At 73.8% G+C, this 15,315-nt stretch carries 14 protein-coding genes; 10 read left to right on the top strand and 4 right to left on the bottom strand.

The window, feature by feature from the left end; genetic code table 11:
- Nucleotides 1-52 precede the first annotated feature (52 nt).
- Nucleotides 53-853 carry a M23 family metallopeptidase gene (locus tag EKG83_RS43545; RefSeq protein WP_228122425.1) on the top strand — a complete coding sequence of 267 codons (801 nt, stop codon included), beginning with the start codon at nt 53-55 and terminating at the stop codon, nt 851-853.
- Here EKG83_RS43545 and EKG83_RS43550 read toward each other — a convergent pair.
- Nucleotides 843-1,190: a hypothetical protein gene (locus EKG83_RS43550; protein ID WP_033428649.1), complete on the bottom strand. Its 348-nt coding sequence runs from the start codon at nt 1,188-1,190 to the stop codon at nt 843-845. The genes EKG83_RS43545 and EKG83_RS43550 overlap by 11 nt on opposite strands.
- A 406-nt stretch (nt 1,191-1,596) precedes the next feature.
- Nucleotides 1,597-3,906: a DNA helicase PcrA gene (pcrA, locus tag EKG83_RS43555; protein ID WP_033428648.1), complete on the bottom strand. Its 2,310-nt coding sequence runs from the start codon at nt 3,904-3,906 to the stop codon at nt 1,597-1,599.
- A gap of 217 nt (nt 3,907-4,123) precedes the next feature.
- Between pcrA and EKG83_RS43560 the strand changes: the two genes are divergently transcribed.
- The gene (locus EKG83_RS43560) at nt 4,124-4,384 is read left to right on the top strand and encodes a chorismate mutase (protein WP_033428647.1); all 261 of its coding nucleotides are present in this window, start codon (nt 4,124-4,126) and stop codon (nt 4,382-4,384) included.
- Here EKG83_RS43560 and EKG83_RS43565 read toward each other — a convergent pair.
- Complete coding sequence (locus EKG83_RS43565) at nt 4,353-5,441, bottom strand: arginase family protein (RefSeq protein ID WP_033428646.1); 1,089 nt, start codon at nt 5,439-5,441, stop codon at nt 4,353-4,355. The two genes, EKG83_RS43560 and EKG83_RS43565, sit on opposite strands and share 32 nt — an antisense overlap.
- Before the next feature lie 64 nt (nt 5,442-5,505).
- On the opposite strand from EKG83_RS43565, the gene EKG83_RS43570 reads away from it, so the two are divergent.
- The 6 genes from EKG83_RS43570 (at nt 5,506) to EKG83_RS43595 (ending at nt 12,821) form a co-directional block, all read left to right on the top strand.
- A complete protein-coding gene (locus tag EKG83_RS43570; protein ID WP_033428645.1) occupies nt 5,506-5,820 on the top strand; it encodes a hypothetical protein in 315 nt (104 codons plus the stop codon).
- A 183-nt stretch (nt 5,821-6,003) separates the two neighbouring features.
- Nucleotides 6,004-7,305: a hypothetical protein gene (locus tag EKG83_RS43575; RefSeq protein WP_033428644.1), complete on the top strand. Its 1,302-nt coding sequence runs from the start codon at nt 6,004-6,006 to the stop codon at nt 7,303-7,305.
- Between the two features lie 217 nt (nt 7,306-7,522).
- Entirely contained in the window at nt 7,523-8,239 is a 717-nt protein-coding gene (locus EKG83_RS43580) for a hypothetical protein (RefSeq protein WP_033428643.1), read from the top strand.
- Nucleotides 8,240-8,397: 158 nt separating this feature from the next.
- Nucleotides 8,398-9,255 (top strand): hypothetical protein, encoded by an 858-nt coding sequence (locus EKG83_RS43585; RefSeq protein WP_033428642.1) that lies wholly within the window; start codon nt 8,398-8,400, stop codon nt 9,253-9,255.
- Between the two features lie 475 nt (nt 9,256-9,730).
- Nucleotides 9,731-11,104 (top strand): serine/threonine-protein kinase, encoded by a 1,374-nt coding sequence (locus tag EKG83_RS43590; RefSeq protein WP_033428641.1) that lies wholly within the window; start codon nt 9,731-9,733, stop codon nt 11,102-11,104.
- A gap of 106 nt (nt 11,105-11,210) precedes the next feature.
- Entirely contained in the window at nt 11,211-12,821 is a 1,611-nt protein-coding gene (locus EKG83_RS43595; RefSeq protein WP_033428640.1) for a serine/threonine-protein kinase, read from the top strand.
- A gap of 1 nt (nt 12,822) precedes the next feature.
- Here the strand turns inward: EKG83_RS43595 and EKG83_RS43600 are convergent, their stop codons facing one another.
- On the bottom strand, nt 12,823-13,719 hold the full coding sequence (locus EKG83_RS43600) for a LysR family transcriptional regulator (RefSeq protein ID WP_033428639.1): 897 nt from the start codon (nt 13,717-13,719) through the stop codon (nt 12,823-12,825).
- A 109-nt stretch (nt 13,720-13,828) separates the two neighbouring features.
- Between EKG83_RS43600 and EKG83_RS43605 the strand changes: the two genes are divergently transcribed.
- A complete protein-coding gene (locus EKG83_RS43605; protein ID WP_211268999.1) occupies nt 13,829-14,719 on the top strand; it encodes a DMT family transporter in 891 nt (296 codons plus the stop codon).
- A gap of 183 nt (nt 14,720-14,902) precedes the next feature.
- Nucleotides 14,903-15,313: an SsgA family sporulation/cell division regulator gene (locus tag EKG83_RS43610; RefSeq protein WP_033428637.1), complete on the top strand. Its 411-nt coding sequence runs from the start codon at nt 14,903-14,905 to the stop codon at nt 15,311-15,313.
- The last annotated feature ends 2 nt before the right edge of the window (nt 15,314-15,315 follow it).

Here is a 15,315-nt window from a genome sequence, read left to right on the forward strand (position 1 = left end):
GGATCCCCCGCCCGGTGTCCGACCGGACTCCCCGAAGACGGAAGGTCAGGTTTTGTCTCGACACCGCTCCCCCGGCGGCCATACGAGCTCGACCGCGCTCGACGAGGCGGTCGACCGCGCCTCGACGCGCGCCGTGGCCACCCACCGGCTCCCGCCGCCCCCGTCGGCGCTGCGCGGCCGGATCATGGTCGCCGCCGTCGCCGTCGGCGCCTTCGCGGCCGCCGGCGCCGGGCAGACGTTGCACGCGCTGGGCTCCGACTCGCCGGGCAGCTCGGACGAGGTGACCCCCCTCGCGAACGCCGCCGAGGGCGCCGCCGCGTTCGGCGTCGGCGGCACCGGTCCCGCCTCGCCGCAGGTCCTGCCCGTCGCCAAGACGATCGACGCGGCCGCCGAGGCCCAGAAGATCGTCAAGAGCCAGCAGATCACCCAGGACCGCGAGGCCGCCGAGGCCGAGGCCGCGCGCCCCAAGTTCGTCCGCCCCGCCGCCGGCGAGTTCAGCTCCGGCTACGGCGGTCGCTGGGGCACGATGCACTACGGCATCGACATCGCGGGCCCGATCGGCACGCCGATCCTCGCCGCCGCAGATGGTGTCGTGATCGAGGCCGGCACGGCAAGCGGTTTTGGCCTCTGGGTCAGGGTCCAGCACGCGGACGGCACGATCACCGTCTACGGCCACGTGGACACCTACTCGGTGGAAGCGGGCCAGCGGGTCAAGGCCGGCGAGCAGATCGCCCGGATGGGCAACCGCGGCTTCTCCACCGGGCCGCACCTGCACTTCGAGGTGTGGGAGCCCGGTGACGGCCGCAAGATCAACCCGCTGACCTGGCTGAACTCCAAGGGCGTCAGCGTCTGACCGCACCCCGACCGGACGGCACCCCACCCCGGTCGGGTGGCACCCCACCCCGGTCGGGCCCGAGGCGGTCGGGCGGCCCGCGGTCGAGCGGGAGCCGGTGCACGAAGTGGGCGCAGGCCACCCGCCACACCGCGCACACCCGCCCGCGCCCGGCGCACCGCCGGCAGCGCCCGGTGCCGGTGCGCCGGTGCACGCCCAGCAGCGCCCGCCACGCCGCGGCCAACCGCCGGGCCTCCACGCCCACCTGGCGGCCGCCCTCCCGCGCGGCCAGGCGATCCACCGCGTCCAGGTAGCCCGTGACGCGCTCGTCCAAGAGCCGGGCCGGCACCTCGTCCACACCGCACACCCCCGTGTCCTCCCCGGTGGTGCGGATCAAACACCCGGGCACCGACAATTTTTCGCCGCACGCCCTGTGAGCTGGGAGAACAGGTCCGGGAACGCGAAGAGGGCCGGGTCGTCGGAACGACCCGGCCCATCCCCCTCGGAACCGCCCCCCTCGAAGGTGATCCCCGCGGCGGTCACCGCCCCGACGCGGCTCCCGCCCAACCCCCCTCGTGCCGACCAGCGGCTCCCCGAATCCCGGTTCGCCCCGAACGCCCCGGTCATCCCGCTGGTGACACCCCTTAAGACGCACCGGGGCCGGCGGGGTTGCACGGCGATTCCAAATGGCCACGAACGAGTGAAGAACGACAACGCCCCGGGCGGATTCACCACCCGGGGCGCGAAGGGGCCTGGAGCCGCCCTCAGAGCTTCACGAGGGGCACCCCGCCGATGAGCATCAGCCGGACCGTCCCGGAGCCGCCGAAGTCGATCGTGGCGGTCGCGCGGGGCCCGGAGCCGTCCACGGCCACCACGCGCCCGAGCCCGTACTTGTCGTGGTTCACCCGGTCGCCCACGTCGAGCTTGAGCGCGGGCGTGTCCTTCCACTGGGTGTTCGCCGGCGCGGGCCGGGACGACGAGCCGCGGCCCCACGTCGTGGGCGCGGACGGCGCCGAGCGCCGGGGCTCGACCCGCCGCCACTCGACCAGGTCCGCCGGGATCTCGTCCAGGAACCGCGACGCCGGGTTCGCCGCGGGCTGGCCCCACGCCGAGCGCACCAGCGACCGCGACAGGTACAGCCGCCGCTGGGCGCGGGTGATGCCCACGTAGGCCAGCCGGCGCTCCTCGGCCAGCTCCGCCGGGTCGCCCAGCGCCCGCAGGTGCGGGAAGACGCCGTCCTCCCAGCCCGTGCAGAACACCACCGGGTACTCCAGGCCCTTGGCGGTGTGCAGGGTCATCAGCGTGACCACGCCGTCGGACTCCGCGTCCGGCACCGAGTCCGCGTCCGCGACCAGCGACACCCGCTCCAGGAACGCCGCCAGCGAGCCCTCCGCGGGCAGCCCCTCGTCCTCGTCGGGCACCGGGACCGCCGTGCCCAGGTCGGTGAACTCGCGGGCCACCGTGACCAGCTCGTTCAGGTTCTCCACCCGGGTGTGGTCCTGCGGGTCCTCGCTGGCCTCCAGCTCGGCCCGGTAGGCGGTCCGCTCCAGCACCGCCTCCAGCACGTCGGCCACGTCGTCGCCGCGCTCGACCGCCTGCCCCAGCTCGTCCATCAGCTCGACGAACCCGGCGATCGCGTTGCGCGAGCGCGGGTTCAGCAGCGGCACCCGGCCCTCCACGGCGTGGCGCAGGGCCGTCGCGAAGTTGATCCGCTCGCGCTCGGCGTAGGTGGCCACGCACGCCTCGGCGCGGTCGCCGATGCCCCGCTTGGGCACGTTCAGGATGCGCCGCAGCGACACCGTGTCGTCCGGGTTGGCCAGCGCCCTCAGGTACGCCAGCGCGTCGCGCACCTCGCGCCGCTCGTAGAACCGCACGCCGCCGACGACCCGGTAGGGCAGGCCGAGGCGGATGAAGATCTCCTCGAACACGCGCGACTGGTTGTTGGTGCGGTAGAACACGGCGATCTCGCCGTTGTTCGCCTCGCCGGAGTCGACCAGCCGGTCGATCTCGTTGGCGACGAACTGCGCCTCGTCGTGCTCGTTGTCCGCGACGTAGCCGACGATCTTCTCGCCGTCGCCCAGGTCGCTCCACAGCCGCTTGTCCCGCCGGCCGGAGTTGCGCGAGATGACCGCGTTCGCGGCGCCGAGGATGGTCTGCGTGGACCGGTAGTTCTGCTCCAGCAGGATCGTGGTGGCCTGCGGGTAGTCCCGCTCGAACTCCACGATGTTGCGGATCGTCGCGCCGCGGAAGGCGTAGATCGACTGGTCCGCGTCGCCCACCACGCACAGCTCGCCGGGCGGCACGCCGTCCGCGCCGGTGCCGACCAGCTCGCGGACCAGCGTGTACTGCGCGTGGTTGGTGTCCTGGTACTCGTCGACCAGCACGTGGCGGAACCGGCGGTGGTAGTGCTCGGCCACGTCCGGGTGGTCCTGGAGCAGCTCGACGGTCCTCATGATCAGGTCGTCGAAGTCCAGCGAGTTCGACTCGGTGAGCCTGCGCTGGTAGCTCGCGTAGACCTCGGCGACGCGGCGCTCCAGGTCGTTGCCCGCCCGCTCCGCCGCGGTCGCGGCGTCCACCAGCTCGTTCTTGAGGTTCGAGATGTGGATGGCCAGCGTGCGGGCCGGGTAGCGCTTGGGGTCCAGGTCGAGGTCGCGCGCCACGAGGGTGATGAGCCGGCGGGTGTCGTCGGAGTCGTAGATCGAGAAGTTCGACGACATGCCGAGCGTCTTGGCCTCGCGGCGCATGAGCCGCACGCACATCGAGTGGAACGTGGACACCCACATCGAGCGGGCGCGCGGGCCCACCAGGTCGGCCACGCGCTCCTTCATCTCGGCGGCGGCCTTGTTGGTGAACGTGATCGCCATGACCTCGCCGGGGTGCACCCCCCGCTCGGCGAGCAGGTGGGCGATGCGGCGGGTGAGCACGCGGGTCTTGCCGGACCCCGCACCCGCCACGACCAGCAGCGGCGAGCCGGCGTGCTCGACCGCGCGGCGCTGGGACGGGTTCAGGTCGTCGAGCAGCCGCGCGGACCGGGGGGCGGGGGGACTTGAGGGCAAGTCGAACAAGGCGCTCATCGCCTGTCCACGTTACCCGCTACCCCCGACGCGCCGGTGGCTGTGGCATGATGTGGCTGTGCTCGCGGCCAACTTCTACTTTTTTTACGGGAACCGGACTCCGGCTCCCGTGGACCGCTAGCGCGCCAGGCCACCCACGAAGCCCCGGAGTCCTCGGACCCGGGGCTTCGCTGCTGCCGGGGCCGGCACTCCCTCGACAAGTCGAGAGGTCGTCACGATGAACAGCACCGAAACCGCCCACGACATCGACGCGCTGCGCCAGGAGATCGACCACCTGGACGCCGAGCTGCTGCGGCTGGTCAAGCGGCGCGTCGAGGTCTCCAAGATCATCGGCGCGGCGCGGATGGCCGCCGGCGGCACGCGGATCGTGCACAACCGGGAGATCGACGTCATCAACCGCTACAAGGAGCTCGGCCCCGAGGGCCGGGACCTGGCGATGATCCTGCTCAAGCTCGGCCGCGGCCCGCTGGGGCGCTAGCGGCGAACGCCCAGCCGGTGAGCGCGGACCTGGCGCGGGCCAGGTCCGCGTCCACCAGTTGGGCGTCGTCGGGCACGTAGGCCAGCGGGTCCTCCAGCAGCTCCAGGCCGAGCAGGCCCTCCACCAGGGCGTGCAGGCACAGGGCCGCGTACCCGCGCAGGTAGCCGCCCTCCTGGGTGAGCACGGTCGGCAGGCCGAGCCCGGCGACCGCGCCGCCGATCCACCGGTAGCCGGCCGCGGTGAGGTTGTGCCTGCCGTTGGGGTCGAACGCCGAGCCGTCGAAGCCCGAGGCGCACACCAGGCAGTCCGCGCCGAACTCGGCCAGCGCCGGGAGCGCGACCTCCTCGAACGCCCGCCGGTAGGCGAGGTCGCCCGCGCCCAGGGACAGCTCGACGTTGACGTTGGCCGGGCCGCTCTCCTCGGGCCCGCCGGTCTGCGCGTGGTTGGCGCCCCACGGGCCGTGGCGCATGTGCACGGAGACGGTGAGCACGTCCGGGGCGTCGCGGAAGACCTCCTGGGTGCCGTTGCCGTGGTGCACGTCCCAGTCCAGGACGGCGACCCGCCGACCCGCGCGCCGGGCGGTCTCGGCGACCAGGGCGGCGTTGTTGACCAGGCAGTACCCGTCCGGCAGGTCCGGCTGGGCGTGGTGGCCGGGCGGGCGGACCAGGGCGTAGGCCAGGCGGGTGCGGCCGGCGGCGACGGCCTCCCACGCGGCCAGCGCGGTGCCCGCGGCGGCCCGGATCGCGTCCCACGAACCGGGGCCCACGACCGTGTTGACCTCGACGCTGGTGGGCCGGGCGCACGCCGCGCGCAGCCGGTCCAGGTAGGCGCGGGTGTGGACGCGGGCCAGCTCCTCGTCCGTGGCGAACCGGCCGGTCGACCAGGTCAGGTGCGGCGCCACCGGGCCGTGCCGCAGGGCGTGCCGGAACGTGCGCAGCCGGGCGGCGTTCTCCGGGTGCGGTTCGGCGACGTCGAGCCAGTCCCACCGGCCGGGCAGCTCCCACAGGCCCGCGCCGGTGTCGTGCCCCAGGCAGGCGTCGTGCCAGAAGACCTCCACCCGGGGTGGATATCAGGGCGATCACCGATGGTCCAGCGGGTTTGGGCGTGGGCACACTGGTGTCATGGTCATCGGTCTCATCACGGGCCTCATCGCGGTCCTCGGCGTGCTGGCCGCGCTGGCGCACGACGGCTACCTCGCGATGCTCGGCTCGGTAGCCAAGTCCAAGCGCGCCGTGGGCGCGCCCGTCGCGGCGTACGTGCGCAGCCGGTGGACCCTCGCCGGGGTGACGACGATCATCGCGCTCGTCGGCCTGCTGATCACCGCGGGCAACAGCGTGTCCGGCGACGTCATCGGTGCTCTGGTGGCCGGCGGTGCCGGGCTGGCCGCGGGCAACGCGCTCCAGGGCACTCGCAAGCGGTTGAACAGCGGCGGCTGAAGATTCACTCTTACGAGTGTTGATCGCCGTCACAAGGCTGATTCAACCGGTCTCACGTGGACCCTGCGCCTACTCTGAGGTAGCCGCGGGGTCCTCGACACCCCACCCCCTGCCCCGCGCCACTTGAGCACAACAGGTGAAGGTCGCGAGGATCGGCAAGCGGGGGTGGAGGGATCCACACGCATGGAGATCGGGGAACCGGAACGGCCGGGCACGCACCGGCTGGAGGACGGGGCGGCGATCTGGCTGCCGATGGGCGGCGAGCTGGACCACCTGCCCGCCGTGCGGGAACCGGACCACCGCGGGGCGGTGCGGGAGGCCGACCGGCCGCGGGCGGTGCGCGAGCCCGACCACCTGCCCGCGATGCGGGAGGGCGGCCGGCGACCGGCGGTCCGGGGGGCGGAGCGGCCACCTGCGGAGCAGCCACCCGCAGCGCAGCCACCCACAGCACAACTACCCACAGCGCAACTACCCACGGCAGCGCCACCCAAGGCACAGCCCCCCACGGCACAACCACCCGAGGCAGCGCCACCCAAGGCGCAGGACTCCGACCGGACAGCCGCAGAGCGGACAGCCGGCGAAACAGCCGCGGCACACCGGGCAACCGCGGCGCGGGCAGCCGACCGACCACCGGCACCCCCCGCGACCGACCGGCGAGCGGTCCGCGAACGGCCCGGGTTCGACCACCCGCCCCCGCTGCCGCCGCAGCGCACCCGCGACCCCCTCACCGACAGCGACGCCGTCGGGTTGCGCAAGTTCAACATCGGCCTGGTGCCCGCCTCGGTGACACCGCCGCGGACGTGGAAGCGGGCCGCCTGGTTCGCGGTCCTGTCCTCGGCGGGCGTGCTGGTCGGCCTGGCGCTGGCCGCGTCGAAGCTGGTCGGCTCGAACAACCCGGTGGAGCGGGTCGGCATGCCCGGCTACCCCGCCGACGTGCCGCTGCTGACCGGGTTCGCCACCACGCCACCGCCGCCGACCACCGCGGCGCCGACCCCCTCCCGGCCGGACCACCCCGGCGGGCCTGCGGGCCTGCGGGCACCGACCGCCGAACAGCCGGCCGCGGGCGGCGCCACGTCCACCGCCCGCACGACCACCGGCGCCACCGCACCCGCCGAACCGGCGCTGTCACCGCCCGAGGTGGTCACCGTGCCGCACGCCCCGGAGCGGCCGGCGTTCGACGGCGTGGCGATCGCCTCGCGCACGGAGCGGTTCTTCGAGGAGGCGGTGCGCAACGCCGACACCGCGATGGCCCTGGTGTCCGACTCCTTCCGGTCCAGCGCCGAGGCGCTGCTGGAGCGGGACTTCGCGGGCGTGTCGCTGGTCGAGGTGAGCGCCATCGAGGTGGACCCGGGCCGGGGCGTCACGATCAGCACCCTCCAGCTGGTCCGGCGGGACGGCACCAGGGTCACCGAGCGGCGCGAGCTGGGGTTCACCGCGGCGGGCGTCCCGCTGATCAACGCCGAACGGCTCGCGGGAGGCGTTTAGCGGTCGTTCGCGGACGTGAAGGGGTACGCCGTTCCGTAATCCCCGCCCCCGAACGAGGGACGCGGCCGACCACTGACCGCCACGAACGGGTGAAGTACTGCGTGGAGCTGGATTCGCGCTGGTCGGGCACGGTACGAGTGCTGGCGACGACACAGCGAGGGAGTCACCAGTGCAGCGCCCTACGACGAGCGGTCGCAGGCACAGCCGTGCGGGCTCGGTGAGCGTGGCCGAACTGATCAGGAAGCAACCGACCCCGTTGCGCCTCCGGCCCCGGGAGCCGGCCGCCGCGCACGCGCTCGTGCTCGACCTGCCGGTCGAACCCGAGCCGCCGCGGCCGGTCGGCCGGGGGACCAAGCTCGCGGGCGTGGTCACCGGCGTGGTCGTGCTGCTGGCGACCGTGGCGGCGGCCTCCGCCCTGGCCGGCCACCGCGACGCCGGTCCCGAACCGGCGCGCGTCGAGGCGCCGCCCGGGATCGACGGGCCGGCCGCGCTGCGCCCGGACCTGCTGTCGGCGGAGCTGGGCGGCGGCCCGGTCGCGCCGCCCGCGGCCGGCGGGGTCGACCCGGTGGTGGTGGACGTGCCGCCCGCCGGCGCCGTGCTGATGCCGCCGCCGGACCTCACGCCCGGCCCGCGGCCGCAGGTGGAGGTCGTGCGGCGGTTCTACGAGCTGCTGCCCGCCAAGCCGGCGGAGGCCGCGCGCCTGCTCGCCCCGGAACTGCTCGGCGGCGACGCGCGCGGGTTCACCTCGGCGTGGGCGCGGGTGCAGGCGATCACCATCGAGTCGACCGCACCGCGGCCGGGCGGCGTGCTCGCGGTGGTCTCGATGCAGGAGCGCACCGGTCGGTGGCTGCGGGTCGAGCAGCTGTTCCGGCTGAGCGACACGACCGTGCCGCGCATCGTCGGCGTCGACGTCCTCTCCGCCCAGCAGCACTGACTCTCCGTGACAGACGACCCGGATGAGGTCACGGAGAGTCGAAGTCAACTGTGTTAATGCCCCAAACTTCCCCCGAAGGGGTTACAAACTCGGTCACGATTCGGTATCCATGGTCCCGGTCAGTAGCGCAACGCACTCCCCGGGAAAGGTGTCCAGCGGTGTCGAACGACGACAAACGCCGTCGACGGGATGGCTCGACGGCCCAGCTGTCGGTCGCCGACCTGATCGCCAGGCGCGAGGCGGAGACGCAGCCGATCCCGAGGATCACCGACGTCGAACCGGAGACCGTGGTCGAGCCGGAGACCGTGCGCTTCAAGGCGGCGACCAACCTGTCCGGCCGCGAGCTGCACATCACCGAGCTGCTGCGCCGCGAGGGGCGCGCGGGCGAGGAGGAGCGCGGCGGCGGGCTGTCCGTGCCGAAGATCGTCGCGATGGCCGGCGGTGGCGTGGTGCTCGCCGGCACAGTCGCGTTCACCGCGTCGAACCTGGTGTCCTCCCCGGACGAGCGGCCGCTGGCCGAGGTGCGCTTCGACGCCCGCCAGGCCGCCCGGGCCACCAACACGCTGACCAAGGACCTCGCCGCCGCCGCCCAGCAGCAGCAGGAGGTCCGGCAGGCCGAGGCGACGACCACGACGCCCGAACAGCAGGCGCCGACCACCCAGCAGCGGCAGCAGCGCCAGCAGCAGCAGCGGCAGGCCCCGGTCACCCAGGCGCCGACGACCACCTCGACGCAGGCGCCGGCCACCACCGAGCCGACCGCGACGACCACGACGAGCCCGAGCAGCAGCACCACGCCGCCGCCGAGCAGCACCACGCCCGCGCCGCCGCCCTCCGCGACCCCGTCCACCGCGACGCCGCCGTCGACCTCCACCCCCTCCTCGTCGACCCAGACCCCGAGCGCGAACCCCGGCACGACGCCCTCCGAGCCGTCCGGCCCGGGCCTCGGCCTCGGCCTGGACCTCGGCGGCATCCTGGAGCCGATCGGCGGGTTCGACTTCTTCTCCTCGTCGAACTGACCCCGACCACCGCCCCGACGGGCCCGGTGCCGCGGCGCCGGGCCGCGCACCGCGGTGCCCTCGCGAACGTGGAACTCGGGGGTCCTGGACGTGGAACTCGGGGGTCCCGGGGGTTCGACACGCCGGGCACGGCGGTTCGACACGCCGGGGGCGGGTGTTGGACCGGCGGGGCGCGGGTGCTTGACTCCGGGTGTGAGCGCGCGACCTGGCGGGCACTAGGCCGTTCGGCCCCAAAATCCCGTGATCTTCGCGTGAACGGGTGCCGTTCCCGGTCGGTATCGGGTATCCCTTCCCGGTCACCCCTCGGCTCACGTGACCTGCACAACGGTGCGAAAGCGGTAGTCAGGGCCGGGGTAGGCTCTGCGGGCGAGCGGTGGCCTAGCCTGTTCCGCGCACCGACCCGCACGACGAGGAGCCCGAGCGTGAGACCTGCTGCCCTTGCCGCGGTCACGCAGCGCCCCAGCGAGGTGGTCCGGTGAGCAACGACGGTCGCGTCATCGCCGAGCGCTACCGGTTCCTGGACCGGATCGGCAGCGGTGCGATGGGTGTCGTGTGGCGCGCCCAGGACGAGCGCCTGGGCCGCATCGTGGCCATCAAGCAGCTGCTGCTCCAGCCCAGCCTGGACGAGCGCGAGCAGGACGAGGCGATCCAGCGCGCCATGCGCGAGGGTCGCATCGCCGCCAAGCTGCACCACCCCAACGCCATCGCCGTCTACGACGTGGTGGAGGAGAACGGCGCTCCGTGCCTGGTCATGGAGTACCTGCCGTCCTACAGCCTGGCCGACACGATGGCCGAGCACGGCCCCCTGGAGCCGGTGGAGGTGGCGCGGATCGGCGCGCAGGCCGCCGCCGCGCTGGCCGCCGCCCACGCGGCCGGGATCGTGCACCGCGACGTCAAGCCCGGCAACGTGCTGCTCGCCGACAACGGCCTGGTCAAGATCACCGACTTCGGCATCTCGCGGGCCAGCGACGACGTCACGGTCACCAAGACCGGCCTGATCGCGGGCACGCCCGCCTACCTGGCCCCGGAGATCGCCCGCGGCCAGGACCCGACGCCCGCCTCGGACGTGTTCTCGCTCGGCTCGACGCTGTACGCGGCGGTCGAGGGCGAGCCGCCGTTCGGGCTCTCGGAGAACACCCTGGGCGTGCTGCACGCGGTCGCCGCGGGCCGGATCAACCCGCCGACGGTCGACCACCCGCTGACCGACGTGCTGCTGCGGTTCCTCAACTACGACCCGGCCGACCGGCCGACCATGGCCCAGGCCCGGGACCTGCTCAACGCGGTGGCGCAGGGCAGGCACCCGAGCCTGACCGGCCTGCCCGCGGCCACGGCGACCGCCATCGCCCCGGTGGGCGGCGCGGGCGCCACGACCGTGGTGGACCCCGACCGCACCCGCGTGGTGCGCCCCGGGCCGCGCACGGTCGGGCCGCGCACGGGTGCCGTCCCGCCCGTCGGGCCGGCGCCGGGGCGGAGCAACACCAGGCCGCTGGCCATCACCGCCGCGGTGCTGGGCGCCATCGTGCTGCTGGGCGTCCTGCTGATCGCCCTGGACGTGTTCGGCTCGAACAACCCGTCGACGCCGCCCGCGGGCGGCAGCAGCTCGACCCAGCCGCCGGCGACCACCACGTCGAGCACCACCAGCCAGGTGACCACCACCGTGCAGACGGAGACGGTCACGGTCGAGGTGACGACCACCGACGCGCCGGAGCCGGAACCGACGACCACGACCGCACCGCGGCCGACCACCACCACGCCGCGGCCGACCACCACGACCGCCCAGCCCACGACCGCCCAGCCCACGACGTCGGTTTCGGTGCCTACGCCATCCACCACACAAGAACAGCAGTGAACCTCGTAAGGTGGGCGCTGAACCCGATCGGGTGACGCACCGTCTTTAGTCATGGTGGCGTTGTCCTGCGCCACCGAAGATCCCTAGCAGCTACTGGGAGCACGCCGTGACCGACGATGGCCGCCTGGTCGCCGGCCGCTACCGCCTCGGCCAGCGGATCGGCAGCGGAGCGATGGGCGTCGTCTGGCAGGCGCACGACGAGCGCCTGCACCGGACCGTGGCGGTGAAGCAGCTGCTGCTCCAGCCCGGTCTGGCCGAAGCCGACACCGACGAGGCCAAGCGCCGGGCCATGCGCGAGGGCCGGATCGCCGCGCGCCTCCAGCACCCGCACGCGATCGCCGTGTACGACGTGGCGGAGGACGACGGCCAGCCCTGGCTGGTGATGGAGTACCTGCCGTCCAAGAGCCTGTCCACGGCCCTGTCGGAGCGCGGCACGCTGCCGCCCCGGGACGTGGCCTCGATCGGCCAGCAGGTGGCCTCGGCGCTGGCCGCCGCCCACAACGCCGGCATCGTGCACCGCGACATCAAGCCCGGCAACATCCTGCTCGGCCACGACGGCACGGTGAAGATCACCGACTTCGGCATCTCCCGGGCCACCGGCGACGTCACGGTCACCGCGACCGGGATGCTCGCGGGCACGCCCGCCTACCTGGCGCCCGAGGTGGCCAAGGGCTACGACCCGGGCCCGCCGTCGGACGTGTTCTCGCTGGGCTCGACGCTGTACGCGGCGGTCGAGGGCGCGCCGCCGTTCGGCCTGAACGAGAACACCATCGCGCTGCTGCACCAGGTCGCGTCGGGCAAGGTGGTGCCGCCGAAGCAGGCGGGCCCGCTGACCGCGCTGCTGATGCGCCTGCTGCGCGCCGAGCCGGAGGACCGGCCGACCATGGCGGAGGCGCGCGAGGCGCTGGCCGCGGTGGCCGCGGGCCGGGCCGCGCCGGAGTTCCCGGTGCCGCTGCCGCAGACGCACCCGCCGTCGTGGCAGGGCGCGCCCGTCCAGGTGCCCGCGGCGGCGACCCGGGCGATGCCCCCGGACCGGCACACCCCGCCGGGCGGCAACCCCGCCGTGAACAACCCCGCCGCGACGCGCGTCGCCCCGGTCCCGGCTCCCCCGCCGCAGCAGCGCCCGGCCGCCGCGCCGCCGCGCCGCCCGGCCGGGCAGGCCCGGCCCGCCGGGTCCGGCCCGCTCCGGAGCAGACGCTCGACCGTGGTGACGGCGCTGGCGATCGCGGGCGCGGCCGTGGTGGGCATCCTGCTGGCGAGCCTGATGTCCGGTGGGGGCGACGGGGACAACCAGGCCGGCCAGACCACGACCACCACCACGGCGCAGGCCGCGGGTGCCGCGCCCTCGACGACGCAGACGCAGAAGGTGGCCACCCCGCCCGGCCCCTACACCAGCGCGCCGACGCGCGACCAGCAGGAGAAGGCCGTCCGGGACTACTACGAGCTGCTGCCGGGCAACCTGGACGGCAGCTGGGCCTGGCTGGCGCCCTCGATGCAGAACTCCAAGGGCGGGTTCGCCGGCTACAAGGGCTGGTGGGACCGGGTCGAGTCGGTCGACCTGCACGAGGTGAAGTACAACTCGGAGTACGCCTACGAGATCGACGTCACCTTCCACATGAAGGACGGCTCGGACAGCCGCGAGCGCAAGCTGATCGTGCTCCAGTGGTCGGACCAGAGCCTGTTCATCTCCAACGAGCAGAACCTGGGCAGCGCCTAGCTCACCGGCCGGCCGCCTCGCGGAAGGCGGCCAGCAGGCCGGTCACGGTGGGCGCGTCCGCGTTCTCCTCGCGGACCGCCGCACCGATGGTCCTGGTCGGCTCGGGGTGGCGCAGCCTGCGCACGACCACGCCGGGGTGCACCACGCCCAGGCTGAGCTTGGGCACGATGGTGACGCCCAGCCCGGCGGCGACGAACCCCTGCGCGGTCGGGTAGTCGTCGGCCTCGACCACGACGTTGGGCGCGAACCCGGCGGCGGCGCAGGCGTCGAGCACGGTGTCGCGGCACGCGCCGGGCGCGACCACGGCGTCCACCCACGGCTGGCCGGCCAGGTCGGCGAGGTCGAGCACGCGCTTGCGGGCCAGCTCGTGGCCGCGCGGCAGCACCGCCAGGTACGGGTCGTCGAGCAGGTGCACCACGCGCACGCCGCGCGGCGGCTCGGCGTCCCGCCCGCGGACCACGACGGCCACGTCGGCGCGGCCCGCCCGCAGCTCCACCATCGGGTCGTCGGGCTCGGTGAGCCTGAGGTCGAGCCGCACGTCGGGGTGCCGCTCGCGGAACGCGGCCACGGCGGGCGGCACGAGCGCCGCGCCCGCGGTGGCGAAGTAGCCCACGCGCAGCCGCCCGGTGCGGCCCGCGCGCAGGTCGGCCAGCGCCGCCTCGGCCTCGGCCAGCCGGTCGGTGATGCGGGCGGCGTGCTCGGTGAGCAGCCGGCCCGCCTGGGTGGGCCGCACGCCGCGCCCGACGCGGTCGAGCAGCGGCAGGCCCGCCTGCTTCTCCAGGGCCGCGACCTGCTGGCTGACCGCCGAGGGCGTGTACCCGAGGTTGACCGCCGCGGCGGTGATGGAGCCGGTGGTCACCACGGCCCGGAGCACTTGCATGCGTCGCACGTCCAGCATGCCCGAACCTTACAGTTCTACTTAAAGGTCGTGCAGTTCTATTCAATTGTGCTGATGCTTCGCATGGCTCATGGTATGTGCCGTGAACAGTTCAGGCACCTTGGTGAGGATGGGTGTGCTCGCCCTGCTGTGGGGTTCGAGCTTCCTCTGGATCAAGATCGCGCTCACCGGCCTGTCGCCGGTGCAGATCGCCTTCACGCGGAGCCTGCTGGGCGCGCTGGTGCTCGTGGTGTTCCTCCGGGTCACCCGGCAGCGGCTGCCGCGCGACCGCCGCTCCTGGGCCCACCTGCTGGTGGCCTCCCTGTTCGGCACCACCCTGCCGTTCGTGCTGTTCGCGCTCGGCGAGCAGACCGTGGACTCCGGCGTCGCCGGCGTGCTCAACGCCACCACGCCGCTGTGGGCGCTGGTCATCGGCCTGGCGCTGGGCACCGAGCGGCAGCGCAACCCGGCCCGGGTGGCCGGCCTGGCGCTCGGCTTCGCCGGGGTGCTGGTCATCTTCGCGCCGTGGGAGCACGCGGGGCTGGCGAGCTGGGGCGCGCTGGCGTGCCTGGCCGCCGCCGCGTCCTACGCGGTCTGCTACGCCTACATCGGCCGCACCGTCTCCGGGCGCGGCCTGACGCCCGTCCAGATCACCGCGACGCAGCTGATCGGCGCGTCCGGCCTGGGCGCCCTCGCCGTCCCGGTGGGCGGCCTGCAGCCGGTGCACCCGTCCTGGCCGCCGCTGGTGGCCGTGGCGATCCTGGGCGTCCTGGGCACGGGCGTCGCGCTGGTGCTCAACTACCGGATCGTCGAGGACGAGGGCCCGACCAACGCCACGACCGTCGGCTACCTGCTGCCCGTGGTGTCCGTGCTGCTCGGCGCGCTGTTCCTCGGCGAGGAGCTGGGCGTGCGGGTGGTGATCGGCATGGTGGTGGTGCTCGTGGGCGTCGCGCTGACCCGCCGGCAGCCCGCGGCGGTCGTCGCGCCGGTACCCGCCGAGCCCCTCGCTACGCTGAAGTGACCTGCGATAACCCTCGGTTACCCGGCGGTACGGCCAGTTGAGACATCGCTCCTGGGCAAACGGGTGGTATTGCGCGGCAGGTCTCCCCCGATCGCGTGGTGTTCAGGCGAACCGCGTCCTGGAAAGCCCTCTCGGACGTCTCCTCACATGAAAGGACTCGCACCGGAAGGGAACCCCAGAGCCATGAGCAACGAGAGCATCACCACGACGACGACGTTCCACCTCCTCGTCCCCGGGGTGGCTCCGGCACCGGTGGAGGCCGAGCTGCACTACGAACCGGAGGACCCGTACGCGGTAGCCGTGCTCTTCCACACGGGCCAGGGCAAGGTCGAGTGGATCTTCGCCCGCGACCTGCTGGCGGACGGGCTGCTCACGCCGTCCGGCGAGGGCGACATCCTGGTCCGGCCGGCGGCCGACGACCCGGAGCGGGTCCTGGTGGAGCTCAACGCGCCGACGGGCTTCGCCATCCTGTCCGCCGAGGCCGAGGACGTCGCCGAGTTCCTGGACCTGACCTACGACGTGGTCCAGCCCGGCGAGGAGGACCTGTGGATCGACTTCGACCGCGAGCTGGCCAAGCTGGTCTCGACCAACTGAGC

The sequence above is a fragment of the Saccharothrix syringae genome, from assembly GCF_009498035.1.
Lineage (GTDB): Bacteria > Actinomycetota > Actinomycetes > Mycobacteriales > Pseudonocardiaceae > Actinosynnema > Actinosynnema syringae.

Bases quoted from the DNA above. Each gene is read 5' to 3' on its own strand.
- EKG83_RS43570 (WP_033428645.1), top strand. From the start codon at position 5,506: ATGGTCATCGGTCTCATCACGGGCCTCATCGCGGTCCTCGGCGTGCTG.
- EKG83_RS43560 (WP_033428647.1), top strand. From the start codon at position 4,124: ATGAACAGCACCGAAACCGCCCACGACATCGACGCGCTGCGCCAGGAG.
- EKG83_RS43605 (WP_211268999.1), top strand. From the start codon at position 13,829: ATGGGTGTGCTCGCCCTGCTGTGGGGTTCGAGCTTCCTCTGGATCAAG.
- pcrA (WP_033428648.1), bottom strand. From the start codon at position 3,906: ATGAGCGCCTTGTTCGACTTGCCCTCAAGTCCCCCCGCCCCCCGGTCC.
- EKG83_RS43575 (WP_033428644.1), top strand. From the start codon at position 6,004: ATGGAGATCGGGGAACCGGAACGGCCGGGCACGCACCGGCTGGAGGAC.
- EKG83_RS43600 (WP_033428639.1), bottom strand. From the start codon at position 13,719: ATGCTGGACGTGCGACGCATGCAAGTGCTCCGGGCCGTGGTGACCACC.
- EKG83_RS43610 (WP_033428637.1), top strand. From the start codon at position 14,903: ATGAGCAACGAGAGCATCACCACGACGACGACGTTCCACCTCCTCGTC.